General features: G+C 50.2%; 15 protein-coding genes. 3 read left to right on the top strand and 12 right to left on the bottom strand.

Annotated features, from left to right (window positions below):
* Positions 1-19: 19 nt before the first annotated feature.
* Complete coding sequence (gene ribF, locus BZG84_RS01930) at positions 20-961, bottom strand: bifunctional riboflavin kinase/FAD synthetase (RefSeq protein WP_069586569.1); 942 nt, start codon at positions 959-961, stop codon at positions 20-22.
* 90 nt (positions 962-1,051) lie between these two features.
* The gene (murJ, locus tag BZG84_RS01925; protein WP_198536703.1) at positions 1,052-2,662 is read right to left on the bottom strand and encodes a murein biosynthesis integral membrane protein MurJ; all 1,611 of its coding nucleotides are present in this window, start codon (positions 2,660-2,662) and stop codon (positions 1,052-1,054) included.
* 249 nt (positions 2,663-2,911) lie between these two features.
* Between murJ and rpsT the strand changes: the two genes are divergently transcribed.
* Positions 2,912-3,172 carry a 30S ribosomal protein S20 gene (gene rpsT, locus BZG84_RS01920; protein WP_069586567.1) on the top strand — a complete coding sequence of 87 codons (261 nt, stop codon included), beginning with the start codon at positions 2,912-2,914 and terminating at the stop codon, positions 3,170-3,172.
* Positions 3,173-3,250: 78 nt separating this feature from the next.
* On the opposite strand, the gene BZG84_RS01915 is transcribed toward rpsT, so the two are convergent.
* The 4 genes from BZG84_RS01915 to nhaA form a co-directional block, all read right to left on the bottom strand.
* The gene (locus tag BZG84_RS01915) at positions 3,251-3,547 is read right to left on the bottom strand and encodes an ArsR/SmtB family transcription factor (RefSeq protein ID WP_077480567.1); all 297 of its coding nucleotides are present in this window, start codon (positions 3,545-3,547) and stop codon (positions 3,251-3,253) included.
* Between the two features lie 65 nt (positions 3,548-3,612).
* Positions 3,613-4,506, bottom strand: a complete 894-nt coding sequence (nhaR, locus tag BZG84_RS01910; RefSeq protein WP_077480569.1) for a transcriptional activator NhaR — start codon at positions 4,504-4,506, stop codon at positions 3,613-3,615.
* A gap of 72 nt (positions 4,507-4,578) precedes the next feature.
* The gene (locus BZG84_RS01905; protein ID WP_077480571.1) at positions 4,579-4,854 is read right to left on the bottom strand and encodes a hypothetical protein; all 276 of its coding nucleotides are present in this window, start codon (positions 4,852-4,854) and stop codon (positions 4,579-4,581) included.
* The gene (gene nhaA / locus BZG84_RS01900) at positions 4,823-6,022 is read right to left on the bottom strand and encodes a Na+/H+ antiporter NhaA (protein ID WP_077480573.1); all 1,200 of its coding nucleotides are present in this window, start codon (positions 6,020-6,022) and stop codon (positions 4,823-4,825) included. Before nhaA ends, BZG84_RS01905 begins: the two co-directional genes overlap by 32 nt.
* Before the next feature lie 420 nt (positions 6,023-6,442).
* Between nhaA and BZG84_RS01895 the strand changes: the two genes are divergently transcribed.
* Positions 6,443-7,591, top strand: coding sequence for a Na/Pi symporter (locus BZG84_RS01895; RefSeq protein ID WP_077480575.1), 1,149 nt, complete (start codon positions 6,443-6,445; stop codon positions 7,589-7,591).
* A gap of 156 nt (positions 7,592-7,747) precedes the next feature.
* Here the strand turns inward: BZG84_RS01895 and BZG84_RS01890 are convergent, their stop codons facing one another.
* The 5 genes from BZG84_RS01890 to rppH all read right to left on the bottom strand — a co-directional run bounded on the left by BZG84_RS01890 (position 7,748) and on the right by rppH (position 13,087).
* On the bottom strand, positions 7,748-8,587 hold the full coding sequence (locus BZG84_RS01890; RefSeq protein WP_077480577.1) for a thymidylate synthase: 840 nt from the start codon (positions 8,585-8,587) through the stop codon (positions 7,748-7,750).
* Between the two features lie 85 nt (positions 8,588-8,672).
* Positions 8,673-9,476: a prolipoprotein diacylglyceryl transferase gene (lgt, locus tag BZG84_RS01885; protein ID WP_077480579.1), complete on the bottom strand. Its 804-nt coding sequence runs from the start codon at positions 9,474-9,476 to the stop codon at positions 8,673-8,675.
* 12 nt (positions 9,477-9,488) lie between these two features.
* Positions 9,489-10,295 carry a sulfite exporter TauE/SafE family protein gene (locus BZG84_RS01880; RefSeq protein WP_108743586.1) on the bottom strand — a complete coding sequence of 269 codons (807 nt, stop codon included), beginning with the start codon at positions 10,293-10,295 and terminating at the stop codon, positions 9,489-9,491.
* Entirely contained in the window at positions 10,295-12,556 is a 2,262-nt protein-coding gene (gene ptsP / locus BZG84_RS01875; protein ID WP_077480583.1) for a phosphoenolpyruvate--protein phosphotransferase, read from the bottom strand. Before ptsP ends, BZG84_RS01880 begins: the two co-directional genes overlap by 1 nt.
* 18 nt (positions 12,557-12,574) lie before the next feature.
* Positions 12,575-13,087: an RNA pyrophosphohydrolase gene (gene rppH, locus BZG84_RS01870; RefSeq protein ID WP_069586557.1), complete on the bottom strand. Its 513-nt coding sequence runs from the start codon at positions 13,085-13,087 to the stop codon at positions 12,575-12,577.
* A 631-nt stretch (positions 13,088-13,718) separates the two neighbouring features.
* Here rppH and mutH point away from each other — a divergent pair.
* The gene (gene mutH, locus BZG84_RS01865) at positions 13,719-14,384 is read left to right on the top strand and encodes a DNA mismatch repair endonuclease MutH (protein WP_077479860.1); all 666 of its coding nucleotides are present in this window, start codon (positions 13,719-13,721) and stop codon (positions 14,382-14,384) included.
* A gap of 9 nt (positions 14,385-14,393) precedes the next feature.
* Here mutH and BZG84_RS01860 read toward each other — a convergent pair whose 3' ends face one another.
* Positions 14,394-14,696 (bottom strand): DUF6482 family protein, encoded by a 303-nt coding sequence (locus tag BZG84_RS01860; protein WP_077456307.1) that lies wholly within the window; start codon positions 14,694-14,696, stop codon positions 14,394-14,396.
* Positions 14,697-14,823 lie beyond the last annotated feature (127 nt).

The following is a 14,823-nucleotide window of genomic DNA, read 5'->3' as shown; positions in this document are numbered from 1 at the left end:
TCCGTATGGAGGTTACACTCTAGACATTATTCACATCAGCCAGCCACGCACGCGCAGCTGATGCATCTCGTTGAATTTGCATTTTTAGTGCGTCAATAGACGCGAATTTGGTTTCATCGCGAAGTTTATGCAAAAGATAAACTTCCAGCTGTTTGCCATATAAGTCGATTGATTGATCAAATAGATGGACTTCGAGCTGCTGGCGTACACCGTCGACCGTCGGCCGTACACCAACGTTGGCCACGCCGGGTAACCGCTGTCCGGTCACGGCGCCTTCCACTTGTACGGCATACACACCTGAAACCGGGGAAACGCGGCGTTTTAGCAATACATTGGCGGTCGGGAAGCCAATCGTGCGTCCTAACTTACGCCCATGCGCGACACGCCCACAGATGCTGTAAGGTCGCCCCAACATGTCACCCGCCTCGGCAAGATGACCTGCGGCTAACGCATCGCGAATCGCTGTGCTGCTCACTCGGCGGTCACTGACGCAAAAACTTTCGGTACTGACCACATCAAAGTGATGTTCCTGGCCTGCTCGTGCGAGGCGCGCAAAATCACCGCTTCGCTTCAAACCAAAGCGAAAGTCATCGCCGACTACCAGAAACTTAACACCCAATTGTTCGACCAACAAGCGGTCAACAAAGTGATCAGCACTCATGGCCGCAAATGCAGGGGTGAAATTTACACACAGCAGGCGGTCAACGCCCAGCTTCGCTAACTGGGTATATTTATCTCGCAACCTCGACAGGCGCGCCGGCGCTTTTTCACCTTTAAACAGCTCTAACGGCTGCGGTTCAAACAGCATCACAGTCGCAGGTAGGTTCAGCGCTCGGGCCTTTTCCACCACTTGGCGCAACACCGCCTGATGTCCCAAATGGACACCATCAAAGTTACCGATGGTCAGGACACAACCTCGGTGGCGCGCTCGTATGTTATGGATACCTCGGATTAATTCCATCGCCTGCTGACTATTTGAACTATTGAAACTGGCGGATTATATACTAGTCAGGGCCGGCAATCAGCCCTGGATTCACATCCGACCCTTGAATTACCCGCGATGACGAATATCACCCAGTCGCACACCACATAACAGTGCGGTGCATAAATACACCACACTGCCACCGAGGATAAGTCCAACCAATACCATGCTGCGCATCGACAGTGACATCTCGACCCAGCCATTTAATGTCGGCATCAGTGTTATTAACACCGCCACCATTGCTGCTACCGCAACCACTAAACGGCCGATATATAAAGCCGTCGCTCGAGACAAACGGTAAACACCGGCACGGTGTAGGCCTTGATAAAGCAAGCCTGCATTGATCAGTGCCGATAAAGCCGTGGCGATCGCAAGGCCAACATAACTGAACAAATAGGCAAAGATAGCGTTAAACACCATATTGCTTATCATGGCAATCACACCAAATTTCACCGGTGTTTTGGTGTCTTGTCGTGCGTAGTAACCGGGCGCGAGGACTTTGATCAGCATAAAGTTGACCAATCCACAGGCATAGGCCACCAGCGATAAACTGGCCGCCTGCACATCGTCGACACCGAACTCGCCTCGCATAAAGAGTACCATCAGCATCGGCTTTGCTAACAAAATCAACCCCACCATGGCAGGAATGCCCAGCAGCAACACCATGCGCACCCCCCAATCCATGGTCGCAGCAAATTGGATGGGCGATTTATCGACATGGCGCTGGGAAAGCGCCGGCAGGATCACAGTCGCAATGGCAATGCCAAATAAGCCCAACGGAAACTCGAGTAAACGATCGGAGTAATAAAGCCAACTGATGGAGCCTGTCATCAAAAAGCTGGCAATGAAGGTATCAAACAATAGGTTAATCTGGCTCACCGAGACCCCAAAAAGAGCCGGGATCATCAGTTTGCGGATCTTTACCACCCCAGGATGGTGCCATCCCCACTTGGGTTTTACCAGCATGCCCTCTTGCGATAAGAAAGGAAGCTGAAACAGCAACTGAACCAATCCACCGATAAAGACCCCGACCGCCAAACCGATTTCAGGTTGTGCAAGATAGGGCGACAGCCAAATCGCCGCGGCAATAATCGCAACATTGAGGAATACAGGGGTAAAGCTCGAAACGGCAAACTTATTGAGCGTATTCAGGATGGCGCCCGATAGCGCCACGAAAGTAATAAACCACAAGTACGGGAAGGTGATTTTCAGCATCAAGCTCGCTAACTCGAACTTGGCCCCGTCAGGGCGACCATCCAACCAGTCGACAAACCAACCGGTCCCAAATAACGCCGCCAACACAGGCGAGCCAATGACACCGAGCAGGGTGACAATCGTCACTAACCCACCCAAGGTACCGACAACATTGGCAACCAGCTCGCGAGATTGCGTCCGATGATTATCGTCTTTATCCAGCGCCTGATATTCAGTCAATACGGGGACAAAGGCCTGTGAAAACGCGCCTTCTGCGAATAAGCGACGCAAAAAGTTAGGGATTTTATTGGCGAAGAAAAACACATCGGCGGCAGCCCCTGCCCCCATCAAGTTGGCAATCACCACATCCCGCACCAGCCCCAACACGCGGGACACCAGTGTCATGGTGCTAACGATTAGCCCAGAGCGTAATAGTCGCTTACTCACGGTTACCTCTTGAAAACACGTGCCTCTATTGTGTGCCATCCCATGCGTGTTGATGCTCGCTCACTCAGGCAGGCCAAGCGAATAATGACACGCGAAACGGAAATAAAGGTGACGTAGAGCCTGAAATGCTGATAGAATCAGCCGCCATATTAACCGTGATAACCCCGCAGCGCCAACACTACCTTGGGGCGGCGGATATTTGCACAAATGAATTGACAATAGAGGCAAAAAGAGGCATAGTCCTCCGCCTTGAAATGTCACCGAACAAAAGATTTGGGAGTTAGACCCTTGGCGAATATCAAATCTGCTAAGAAGCGTGCGATCCAATCTGAGAAGCGTCGCCAGCACAACGCAAGCCGTCGCTCTATGATGCGCACTTACATGAAGAAAACTGCTGCTGCTATCGCTGCAGGCGACAAAGAAGCGGCAACTGCTGCTTTTGCGCAAGTACAGCCTATTCTTGATCGTTCAGCCACCAAAGGCCTGATCCACAAGAACAAAGCAGCACGTTACAAAGCAAGCTTCGCAGCACAAATCAAAGCGCTGTAATAGCTTTTTGCTTTGCATCATGCATAAAAAAACCGGCCTCGGCCGGTTTTTTTATTGCGCGTTGATTGATGTGCTTTCTCAATCAACGCAATACAGATCGTGTAATAGCTGGATCACCGCTTTCACTTCTTCACTTTTCAGTGAGTAATAGACCGTTTGCGCCTCTTTTCGCGTATTCACCAAACCGTCTTTACGTAACCAAGCAAGATGCTGGGATAAGGCCGACTGGCTCAAAGGCACCCGTTCAACCAACTGCCCAACCGAAAGTTCGCCTTGCAGTAAATAGCACAGAATAAACAGACGCTTTTCGTTTGCCATGGCTTTCAGCAAGCTTACCGCTTTCGGCCCGTTTTGTTGCATTTGGGCTAAATCCATTTGACTACCACTTCAATTATTACCACCTTGCTCGAGTCTAGCACGATCTCACCACAAGCCTGTAACTAAACGAATAAGTGGCTGTAATCAGCTTCGCAAATCCGTTTGACGGCGGGGTGCTGAATCATTCGCTCAGCAAAAATCACATAGTACTCTTCCTTGACCGTCTCCAGGTTTGCAATCGGTGCAACATTACCGACACCACTGATTTCATTGGCATAGCTGCTGGGAGCGATAAACAATGCCTGATGGTTGATCCCAAACGCTTTCATTAACGCGGAGTCATCAAACTCCCCCAAAATATTGGGAACAATACCTTGTTGATCAAACCACTGCATCAGTTTGCGACCCATCGCTGTCGCGCGGCTTGGGATCAACAATTTCTGGCTCGCAAGCAGTGTGGCGAGCGGTATATCAGCCAATATATCTGGGTGAGAGGCAAACAAGCTCATACTGCACTCGCCCAGTTTGACGCTGAATAACCCCGCTTGCTGCGTCGAATCAACCGGACAGTCCGACAAAATCATATCCAATTTGTGCTGGGAAAGTTGCTCTAACAACATTTCATGTGTCGACTCAAAACAGCGCAAATGAATCGCGTTATCGTCAGGTACTGCGTGGAGTAAAACCTGACTGACTAACCGCTTGGATAATGCATCGGCGACACCAACGTCAAATAGGATATTCTCTTGCTGACTGTAATTAACGATATCGAGCATTTCGTAGCTCAAACCAAACATACGATCCGCATATTGAAACACCAGCTGCCCCAACTCTGTGGGCTCAACATGCCGGCCGTTTCGCTTAGTCAGCTTCCCATTAAGTCGTTGCTCGAGTGCTCGGATTTGTCCAGTGACCGTTTGAGGGGTTAAGCAAAGCTTATCGGCACCTTTGGTAATCGAGCCTTGCTTGCAAACCATCCAAAAATAGTAAAGGTGGTTGTAATTAAGATGCGCCATGACTTGCCATAAAAAAACGCCAAGCCAGCAGCTTACGCTGCCAACTTGGCGCCTTCAAGCGAAATGAATGGGTTAGTTTTTCATATCGTCTTTATCCAGTGGCTTTCTCACGCGCTCACCGGCGCGATGCTCTAACGCTCGCTCTGAGAAACTTGAGCTTTCCGCGTCGCGCGTAGACTCTACATCAGCGGACACCGCCGCTTTGCCGTCCTCGACGCCTGCAAGGTAGGCCTCGCATACTTGGCTGTTGTCGTTATTGCCTTGACAATATGTCTCGTAATTCGCCGCAAGCGCCGTTCCCGAGACACCCAACAGACTAGTAATCAACGCTAACTCCATTTTCTTCATCTTCGTCTCCTTCTTCAAAGGCGCTGGCTGGCGGCAACATAAAATGCAGAACCAAGTAGCCAATCACTGCCGACAAGGTTGATCCTATCAAGATCCCGAGTCGAGAGAATGTGACGAACTCACCATTCACACCGACGAAGGCCAGTGACGAGATGAAAATCGACATGGTAAAACCAATACCACACAGCAAGGACACCCCAAAGATTTGCGGAAATGTCACTCTTGCCGGCATTTTCGCAATACCAAGTTTTACGGCTGCCCAACTGAAGGTAAAGATACCGAGAGGTTTACCAATCAGCAGACCTAACGCAATACCGAGAGGTAGCATTTCGGTCAAGCTTGCTAGCGAGACGCCATCGAGCGAGACGCCGGCATTAGCAAACGCAAATATCGGCAGAATCAGATACGATACATAAGGATGCAGTGCATGTTCGAGCTTTTTCAGTGGTGACGGTGCATCCTCTGTTTTGCCTTTCAACGGAATCGCAAAACCTAATACCACACCCGCGAGTGTCGCATGCACGCCTGACTGTAAGACACTGAACCAAAGCACCAAACCAACCACAATATAGGCCGCAATATTGGTGACATTGCGCATATTCATCCCAACCAGTACCAAAGTTGCGACAAAGGCACTGGCGAGCGCCATGATGGAAAGGTCGCTGCTATAAAACAGGGCAATAATCACGATAACGCCTAAGTCATCGATTATCGCCAGTGCTAATAAGAACACTTTGAGAGCTAAGGGAACACGGTTACCTAACAGCGCTAATACACCTAAGGCAAAGGCAATATCCGTGGCTGCTGGAATCGCCCAACCGGACACAGCAAGCGGGTCACCCCAGTTAAACGCTAAATAAACCAGCGCGGGTGCCAACATACCGCCCACCGCCGCAACGGCAGGGAAAGTGGCTTTATCTTTGGTGTTTAACGCCCCTTCGATTAATTCCCGTTTAACTTCTAAACCAATCAGCAGGAAAAAAATCACCATCAGGCCGTCGTTGATCCAGTGACCCACGGACAGACCTGCAACATAGGTATGAAGCGTGCTGTCATATAAAGGCTGTAAACCCGAGTTCGCCACGAACATCGCTAGCACAGCCGCAATAATCAGCACAATACCTCCTGCAGATTCCATTTTTAGAAACTGACGAATGACATCAGTCATTTAAGCACTCCATACAAAAAAAGTGGATTTCCGTAGTCTAGACAGCCAGACCCGTTTTCTAAAAATCGTTTGTTCTGATAGTAAACATCGGAAAAACCGATGTAAAATCTCACTTACTATTGATTTATTCGCAGTCTAAACATTTGTCAACGAATTTTACCGTCCACCATTTAGCATAGTGGCAATCGCTTTGTTGTTGTTACATTTTTTATATCGGTTTTTTCTACTTGGGTGACACGGCCTAAATTTTAATTATAATCATACACATAACCCCATCCAACCCTACCAACCCATCGACCCAGATCGGATTTTATGAACACTGCAGTATTTGTGTCATATTTCTGAAATATTCCCTTCTTACTATCGCCGCTGATTTTGCTTTGACACAAAACCGACATCGAATTGTCACGGAGATAACTTATGACTCCCCATGCTACAGCGGTAGAGGCAACCCAAAGCTCCTCGAACTGGTTCCGTTGGACCAAGCTCGCCGTCATGCTTTATGTACTACTGGTGGCGGTTGCCATGGTAGGGAGCGGCTTTAAATTAGCCGTGGGCGATGAGGCCAAGACCTTATTCGAATTTGCTTCTCACCCCGTAGCTGGCTTGATGATAGGGATTGCCGCCACGGCGCTGATCCAATCGTCAAGTACGGTTACTTCTATTATCGTTGGTCTGGTTGCAGGCGGCTTACCGGTTGAAACAGCGATTCCAATGGTAATGGGCGCAAACGTGGGCACCACAGTCACCAATACCTTGGTGAGCTTGGGCCATGCGCGTTGCAAAGAAGAGTTCCGTCGTGCATTCAGTTGCGCCACGGTGCATGATTTCTTCAACTTATTCGCCGTGGCTATCTTCTTGCCGCTCGAAATGATGTTCGGCTTGCTGAACAAGTTGTCACAATGGTTGGTTTCGCCACTGTCACAAACCGGTGACATGAGCATCAAAGGCCTGAATTTCGTTAAGCCGCTGACCAAACCTGCTGTGAACATGGTGCAGTCTCCTTTAGAGTCAGTTCTACCCGGCAACCTAGGTGGCTTGTTGATGATCGGTTTAGGTATCTTTGCCATCGTATGTGCCATCACTGTGATGGGTAAGGTGATGAAGAAGCTAATGGTCGGTCGTGCCAAAGATATGCTGAAAAACGCGATTGGTCGTGGTCCATTGCATGGCATCTTCTCAGGCTCAGTGGTTACCGTACTGGTACAATCTTCATCCACCACTACAAGCTTGATGGTTCCGCTAGTTGGTACCGGCGTGTTAAAAATTCGCGATGTTTATCCCTTCACCCTGGGTGCAAACATTGGTACCTGCATTACTGCCTTGCTTGCAGCGACTGCTGTTACCGGTGAATTCGCGGTGTTCGCGCTGCAAATTGCGCTCGTGCACCTTTGCTTTAATATTCTCGCTACGGCGCTCATTTTCGGTATCCCGGTATTGCGTGAGTTGCCGCTAAAAGGCGCAGAATGGCTGGGTCACTTGGCCGCGAAATCGAAAATGGCGGTCCTGGCCTACATCACACTGGTATTCGTGGTAGTACCCGGCGGGATTGTGCTGTTGTCGCAATAACGCCCATCCAGACGCTTATCGAATCAAAGCCATCGCTCCTCGCGGTGGCTTTTTTGTTATGAATCGCAACCGCCCCGCCACGCAGAGACCACGCTGTAGGCATAAAAAAACGCAGCGGCTTGGCTGCGTTTGTACTGATGAATGCGTCCTACGTCATTAAATGGCAATCGGCGCTTTAATGGTGGGGTGCGGGTCGTAACCTTCAATCTCAAAATCTTCAATCTTGTAGTCGAAGATGGAGGCGGGTTTGCGCTTAATCGTCAGTGTTGGCAATCCTCGCGGCTCGCGCTTTAACTGCTCATACACAATCTCATCGGTCAGGTGATTGTGGTAAAGGTGCACGTCGCCAAATGTATGGACAAAATCGCCCACTGCCAAATCACATTGCTGTGCAATCATATGCGTTAGCAACGCGTAACTGGCAATATTGAACGGTACTCCTAAAAAGTAATCGGCACTGCGCTGATAAAGCTGGCATGAGAGCTTGCCATCGGCCACGTAGAACTGAAAAAGACAGTGACAAGGGGCAAGAGCCATCTTACCCTGCTCCGCGTTCTCAGAGGGGCTAACAGACTCGTCGGGTAAGTCTGCGGGGTTCCACGCCGTAATGATATGACGGCGCGAATGTGGTTTGGTTTTGATTTGCTCCACCAGCTGCGCAATTTGGTCAACCGTCGAACCATCAGGACACGCCCATGAGCGCCACTGGGCGCCATAAACCGGTCCTAGATCGCCTTGCTCTGTCGCCCATTCATCCCAAATACGTACTTTGTTGTCTTGTAAGTATTGGATATTAGTCTCGCCGTTAAGAAACCACAGTAATTCGTGGATAATGGCGCGGGTATAAAGCTTTTTGGTCGTGAGCAGCGGAAAACCTTCAGCAAGGTCGAACCGTAATTGGCGTCCAAACACTGAACGTGTACCTACACCCGTGCGGTCGCCTCTATCCGTACCATTGTCAAGAATATCCTGCATCAAAGCTAGATACTGCTTCATAGTGTTTCCTATCGTTGGACAAACAAAAGGCACCGCCCGCGGTGCCTTGGTGTGGTCAATAGTATATCTGATTACTCGACGTTGATCATCGAGCTGCAACAGAGCCTCGTCGGTACGCCCAGACAATCATGAGCGCCCCTACAACGACCATCGGTAATGATAATAACTGCCCCATGCTGAACAAGTCACCAAACAAGCCAAGATGCGCATCCGGCTCACGGAAGTATTCGACGATAAAGCGGAACGTGCCATACCCGACTAAGAATAATCCCGATACCGCCCCCATAGGACGAGAACGGCGAATAAACAGATTGAGGATCACAAACAAGGCCACCCCTTCGAGTGCAAACTCATAAAGCTGGGAGGGATGACGCGGCCAAGGACCGCCGGTGGGGAAAATCATCGCCCAAGGCACATCGGTAACACGTCCCCAAAGTTCACCGTTAATAAAATTGCCTAATCGCCCCGCGCCTAAACCGAAAGGAACGAGCGGCGCAATGAAATCAGCCACGGTGAAAAAATGACGTTGGGTTTTACGCGCATACCATGCCATGGCCACGATGACACCAAGTAAGCCGCCATGGAAGGACATGCCGCCAGTCCACACTTTAAACAAGAATAAGGGGTCGGCAACAAACGCATCAAATTGATAAAACAATACATAACCGATGCGGCCGCCCAGTACGACACCAAGAAAACCTGCGAACAGTAAATCACTGACTTCCTCTTTGCTCCAACCACTGTTCGGTTTCGTAGCACGGTGATTGGCAAGCCATAGGGCAAACACAAAACCAACTAAATACATCAGTCCGTACCAGCGAATGGCAATCGGGCCAAGCTCGACTAATATCGGGTCTATCGACGGAAAGGTAATGTAACCTTCTGTCATGGATTCCATCCTTTACTTCAACAACATGCTTGCGCCGACAATAACAAGAAAGCCAGCAAAAATACGTTTTATTTGCCGCGTTGGAAGCCTTACTGCAAGCGTGGCGCCAACACGTGTCATCAACACGGAAGTCGACACCACACCCAGCAAGGCGGGCAAATACAAATATCCGACACTGAGTGCCGGTAAGGGTTCCGTCTGTCGCCAGCCCAACCAAACAAAACTTACCATCCCTGCCAATCCAAGTACGGCGCCGCCAAGCGCAGAGCTGCCAATCGCTTTGTGCATCGTGACACCACGCCAATGCAAGTAAGGGACGGTAAAGGAACCGCCGCCAATGCCAGCCAAGCTTGATAGCGTACCGATCAAGGTACCCGCCAGAGATATTCGCCACGGGGGCGGTAAAGGGCGGAGGATGACTTGGGGACGGCTGAGCAACATTTGCGTCGCCATGGTCAGCACGATGACGCCAAAGATACGTGGCAGCCAGTCGGGGGGAAGTTTATCCGCCAATGAAGCACCTAATACGCCGCCTAGCATCATCCCGGGAACTAGGGCTCTAACCGCACGCATATCCACATTGCCCATACGAAAATGTCGCCACGCTGAGGCACTGGAGGTTAAGACAATGGTGGCCAACGATGTCGCCAGCGCCATCGGCATGACGATATCAGCAGACAGACCAAATAATGGCAGCAAAAAGCTTAACGCCGGCACCACTACCAAGCCACCGCCAATGCCAAGGAGTCCGGAGAGCGTGCCAACTAACGCTCCCAACAGCATACAAATAAACGCTAACAACAAGGTTGCGGTGGTGATCATCGCATCCGTCCAATTTGGACCAGCGCATCCAAGCCTTGTTCGGCTAAAAAGCCTTCCATCTGAGTACGGACCTGTCCGGGTTCACTCAAACTCAGCATCTGCTTGGTTTGCTTTTGTAAGCGTGGTAAGGAAAGACGACTGAGTAAGTACTTAATCTTCGCCACATTACGCGTATTCATACTCAATTGGCGATATCCCAGTCCTACTAATAATGCTGCGCCCACCGGATCGCCCGCGAGTTCACCACATACGCTCACCGGCAATTGATGACGATCACTGGTGGTCGCAATCAAACTAAGCGCATGAAGTACCGAAGGATGGAGTGCATCAAAGATGTTGGCGACGCGGGCATTGTTGCGATCCACAGCCAATAAATACTGCGTTAAATCGTTGGTGCCAACGGAAAGAAAATCGACTTCTTGCGCGATCCCATCGAGCTGATACAGCACGGAGGGCACTTCAACCATAATGCCAAGCAGCGGTTTCGCCAGAACTTCTCCCGCCAACTGTGCCTCTTGGCGTACTTCCTCAAACGCGCGAGCAATTAACGTTTTCGCTTCCAGCAGTTCATTCACACCGGAGATCATCGGCAACAAGAGTTTCAAATTATCCAAACCCAAACTGGCACGCAGCATCGCACGCACTTGGATCAGAAAAATATCGGGATGATCTAAGGTAAAACGAATGCCGCGCCAGCCAAGAAACGGGTTATCTTCATCGACACTCAAATAGGGTAATGGCTTATCCCCGCCAATATCCAAGGTGCGCATCACCACAGGTTTATCTGGGTAGCTGGCTAAAATCGCACGGTATTGTTTGACTTGTTCGTCCTCGGAAGGAAAACGGCGCTGCATTAAAAAAGGCACTTCGGTCCGAAACAAACCCACACCATCGACACCTTGGTTGATGGCGATGCTACTGTCGGCGCTCAAGCCAGCGTTCAAATGGATCTGGATACGGGTGCCATCTTGGCTTTGTCCGGGCGAGGCCAGCGCCGTATCTAAAGTCGATTGCAAACTGACTTCCGCTTGAACCAGCTGCTGATACTCCTTCAGCAAAGGTGCGGCAGGCTCAATCATCAACAGCCCTTTGTGACCATCCAAGATCACCGATTTGTTGTGGAGTCTTGGCGCGGAAAAGCTCACTCCCATCACCGCAGGAATGCCAAGTGCCCTTGCCAATATGGCCGCATGGGAATTCGCCGCGCCCTCTTCGGCTACGACCCCCGCGAGCAGCGCGCGTGGAATAGAAGCCAGCATGCCAGCCGTCAGTTCACGGGCGAGCAAGACGATAGGCGACGCGATAGGTTGATGATTGCTCGAGGCTTCAGAAAGAAAATAGAGTAAACGCTGACCGAGCTCCTTCACGTCAGCAGCCCGTGCCTTAAGATAGGGATCATCCATGGCCGCAAAACGGGATGAAAAGGTTTCCACCGTTTGTCGGACTGCCCACGCGGCTTCGTCGCCCTGTTGGATACGTAGGGTCATATCCTCGCGCAGCATAGGATCGTTGAGCAAATGGACAAACAAATCAAAGATTGCCAGCGCCTCTTTTTGTAGCTCCTTATCAAAGCGTTTTCTAAGGCGACGAAACTCCACTGACGCATCATCTAATGCGGCATCTAAACGATCGAGCTCTTTTTGAACATGCAAACAGCTAGCCGGTGCAATGTCCTCTAACCGTGGCTGAGAATCGTCACACCATGCATTCGCAATCCCTACCCCGGGTGATGCAGGAACCCCTTCCAACAACACGGGTGACTGTGACGCATTCAGCCATCCACCTTGTGCATTGGCATGGGCAAACACCACTGCCAGTTGCGCGGCAAGGGTGACAAGAAACGACTCTTCACTTTCGTCAAATTGACGCGGCTGGTGTTGCTGAACCACAAGTACGCCCAGTACCGTTTTGCGATAAATAATGGGCGTACCTAGAAAAGACTGGAAGGCATCTTCCCCTGTAGCCGGGAAAGGTTTAAACGCGGGATGCTCGCGCGCATGGGCCAAATTAATCGGCTCTGCGCGCTCGCCAACTAATCCTACCAAGCCTTCACCAAAAGACAGTGAAACTTGCGCGGCAGGATCCAAGCCTTGGGTGGCCATCAGATTAAAGCTGGCTTGCTCGGGATTGGCAAGGTACACAGAGCAACACTCGGTATGCATCGCAACACAGGTTTGCTGCACTAGGGTTTGCAGCGCCTGATGAAGATCCGCCGATGCGGCTACGCTCTGAACAATATTTCTAAGCTGTGTCAGCACCGGCTTCCTCCTTAAACGTTATCCTCGCTTGTTCCGACGTCGAGGCTTACGCTCCTTAAAAGGCATCGCTAACGGCGCAAACTCTTTCATTGCGCGGCGGTATACTTCGCGTTTGAAAGACACAACCTGACGTACCGGATACCAATAACTGACCCAACGCCAGCCATCAAATTCCGGGGTTCCCCCGCGGGACACATTCACTTTCGACTCATCGCATTCCAGCTTCAACAAAAACCATTTTTGTTTTTGCCCAATACAGACTGGCTTGGAGTCCCAACGTACCAAACGTTTCGGGAGCTTATACCGTAGCCAATGACGGCTAGTACCCAAGATGCGGACATCTTTTTTGGTCAGCCCCACTTCTTCGTAAAGCTCACGGAACATGGCTTGTTCGGGACTTTCCCCATCATCAATCCCGCCTTGCGGGAACTGCCATGAATGCTGACCATATCGACGAGCCCAGAGAACCTGACCGTGGCCGTTACATATTACTATCCCCACATTGGGACGATAGCCATCGCCATCAATCACTGGACGACCTCAATGATAAATCTCTACTGAGTCTGATTTTTTCACAAAAAGCCGCTAAGGGTAAACAAACATTGTGGATTAACCCGTGTTTTTGCGCACTCGTCGTCATCTGAGGATAACTTAGGGCCTAACAGGAAGTTATAAACATAGCAATGAGAGTTTGCGCACATTTATTCACGCTTTCTGTGGATAGATTTGTGAAGAAGCAACGAAAAAGTCTAAAACGTCATCAACTCAAGATCATAAAATCTGATTCACAATTAAACAAAGAACAAAATAATCGTTATAAATCAAATCATTGAATAGACAAAAACCAACAAAGATCCTTGTGGCGATCTTTCGATCATCCTTTGCACACAGATCGCTCAAAGATCCATCAGTTAGTAAATTATCCACATCGTTAGCGCAAAAATCCAACAATATCGTGGATTACACACTTAACACTGGCAAAAAGGGTACTGTATATATGATCATGGTCGTGAATCTTATACGCAACACTTATCTTTCTGTGGATAACTAAAGCAACGCCAGATAGATCTTCACCATGAGGATCCTTGCGCCTTGCTCGACGCTTAACGATAATGCCGGTCATCTTGTGCCAAACATTATCCGTTGCCGAAAAGCTATCCGTATGCAGTCACCACAGTCCGAATCAGAACTCATGCAGCGTGCCGCTGATTTAGCCGGTTTCACGCTAGGGGAAGTCAGCCAAGAGCATGGGATCGTCTGTCCGGCCGATCTGAGCCGAGAAAAAGGCTGGGTAGGCATGTTGCTAGAAACCTGCTTGGGCGCGACGGCAGGAAGTAAACCCGAGCAAGACTTTGCTCATTTAGGGATTGAGCTAAAAACGATCCCCGTAAACGCGCATGGCAAACCACTCGAAACCACCTTTGTATGTGTTGCGCCTTTGACAGGTATTAGTGGTGTACAGTGGGAGCACAGCCATGTTCGACACAAACTCTCCCGTGTCCTTTGGGTTCCCGTTGAAGGAGAACGCACCATCCCACTCGCAGAGCGACGCATAGGCACTCCCCTGCTCTGGTCACCCAGTCGAGAAGAAGACGCGCAGCTGCGTGCCGATTGGGAAGAGCTGATGGATTTGATTGCCTTAGGACGGGTGAATGATATTACCGCGCGTCACGGCCAGTATTTACAGCTGCGCCCTAAAGCCGCTAACAGCCATGCACTTACCGATGCGTTTGGGGCAAAGGGCGAACCGATCAAAACCCTACCGCGTGGCTTTTATCTGCGCACCCAGTTCACCCATCATATTCTAAGCCGATTTTTCGTCAGCTGACCGAACGGCTTAAAAGCGTATCGGCATATCCTCTTTGCAGGGCGGTTGATCACCGGTGGCAAACTCGTCGTAGGGGTCGAACAAGCGCAACACACCTTGTTCAATCCCCAGCGCCTTTAAGCGGTCTCCCACTTGACCCACATTATCAAACTGCATCACTTCACCAGTAGCATCGTCACGCAAAGGTTCGAGGTGGTGTTTCACCTCCACTTCAACGGAATATTTCGCACCACCGGCGTGGGCCATCACATAACACTGGGGGCAAGAGCGCGGGTCGGCGCGCATCCATGCCTTAAGTTGTCCATAGTTCATGATGCTCTCCTCATTATGATCTTTATCAGTTAAGAGCAGGATCTGAGAAACTGTCAAGCAAGGCACACAATGCTTTTGCTTCGCAATAAAATTCTCTACTATGGAATGCCATAGGTCGATTGCAGAC

This window comes from Salinivibrio sp. PR932 (assembly GCF_001996125.1).
Taxonomy (GTDB): Bacteria; Pseudomonadota; Gammaproteobacteria; order Enterobacterales; family Vibrionaceae; genus Salinivibrio; species Salinivibrio proteolyticus.
Note: the sequence above shows the minus strand (reverse complement) of the source record. Positions and strands in the feature narration are given on the sequence as shown.

Coding starts and splice junctions, on each gene's coding strand:
- ribF (WP_069586569.1), bottom strand. CDS start 961: ATGGAATTAATCCGAGGTATCCATAACATACGAGCGCGCCACCGAGGT.
- murJ (WP_198536703.1), bottom strand. CDS start 2,662: ATGGCACACAATAGAGGCACGTGTTTTCAAGAGGTAACCGTGAGTAAG.
- BZG84_RS01915 (WP_077480567.1), bottom strand. CDS start 3,547: ATGGATTTAGCCCAAATGCAACAAAACGGGCCGAAAGCGGTAAGCTTG.
- nhaR (WP_077480569.1), bottom strand. CDS start 4,506: ATGGCGCATCTTAATTACAACCACCTTTACTATTTTTGGATGGTTTGC.
- BZG84_RS01905 (WP_077480571.1), bottom strand. CDS start 4,854: ATGAAGAAAATGGAGTTAGCGTTGATTACTAGTCTGTTGGGTGTCTCG.
- nhaA (WP_077480573.1), bottom strand. CDS start 6,022: ATGACTGATGTCATTCGTCAGTTTCTAAAAATGGAATCTGCAGGAGGT.
- BZG84_RS01895 (WP_077480575.1), top strand. CDS start 6,443: ATGACTCCCCATGCTACAGCGGTAGAGGCAACCCAAAGCTCCTCGAAC.
- BZG84_RS01890 (WP_077480577.1), bottom strand. CDS start 8,587: ATGAAGCAGTATCTAGCTTTGATGCAGGATATTCTTGACAATGGTACG.
- lgt (WP_077480579.1), bottom strand. CDS start 9,476: ATGACAGAAGGTTACATTACCTTTCCGTCGATAGACCCGATATTAGTC.
- mutH (WP_077479860.1), top strand. CDS start 13,719: ATGCAGTCACCACAGTCCGAATCAGAACTCATGCAGCGTGCCGCTGAT.
- BZG84_RS01860 (WP_077456307.1), bottom strand. CDS start 14,696: ATGAACTATGGACAACTTAAGGCATGGATGCGCGCCGACCCGCGCTCT.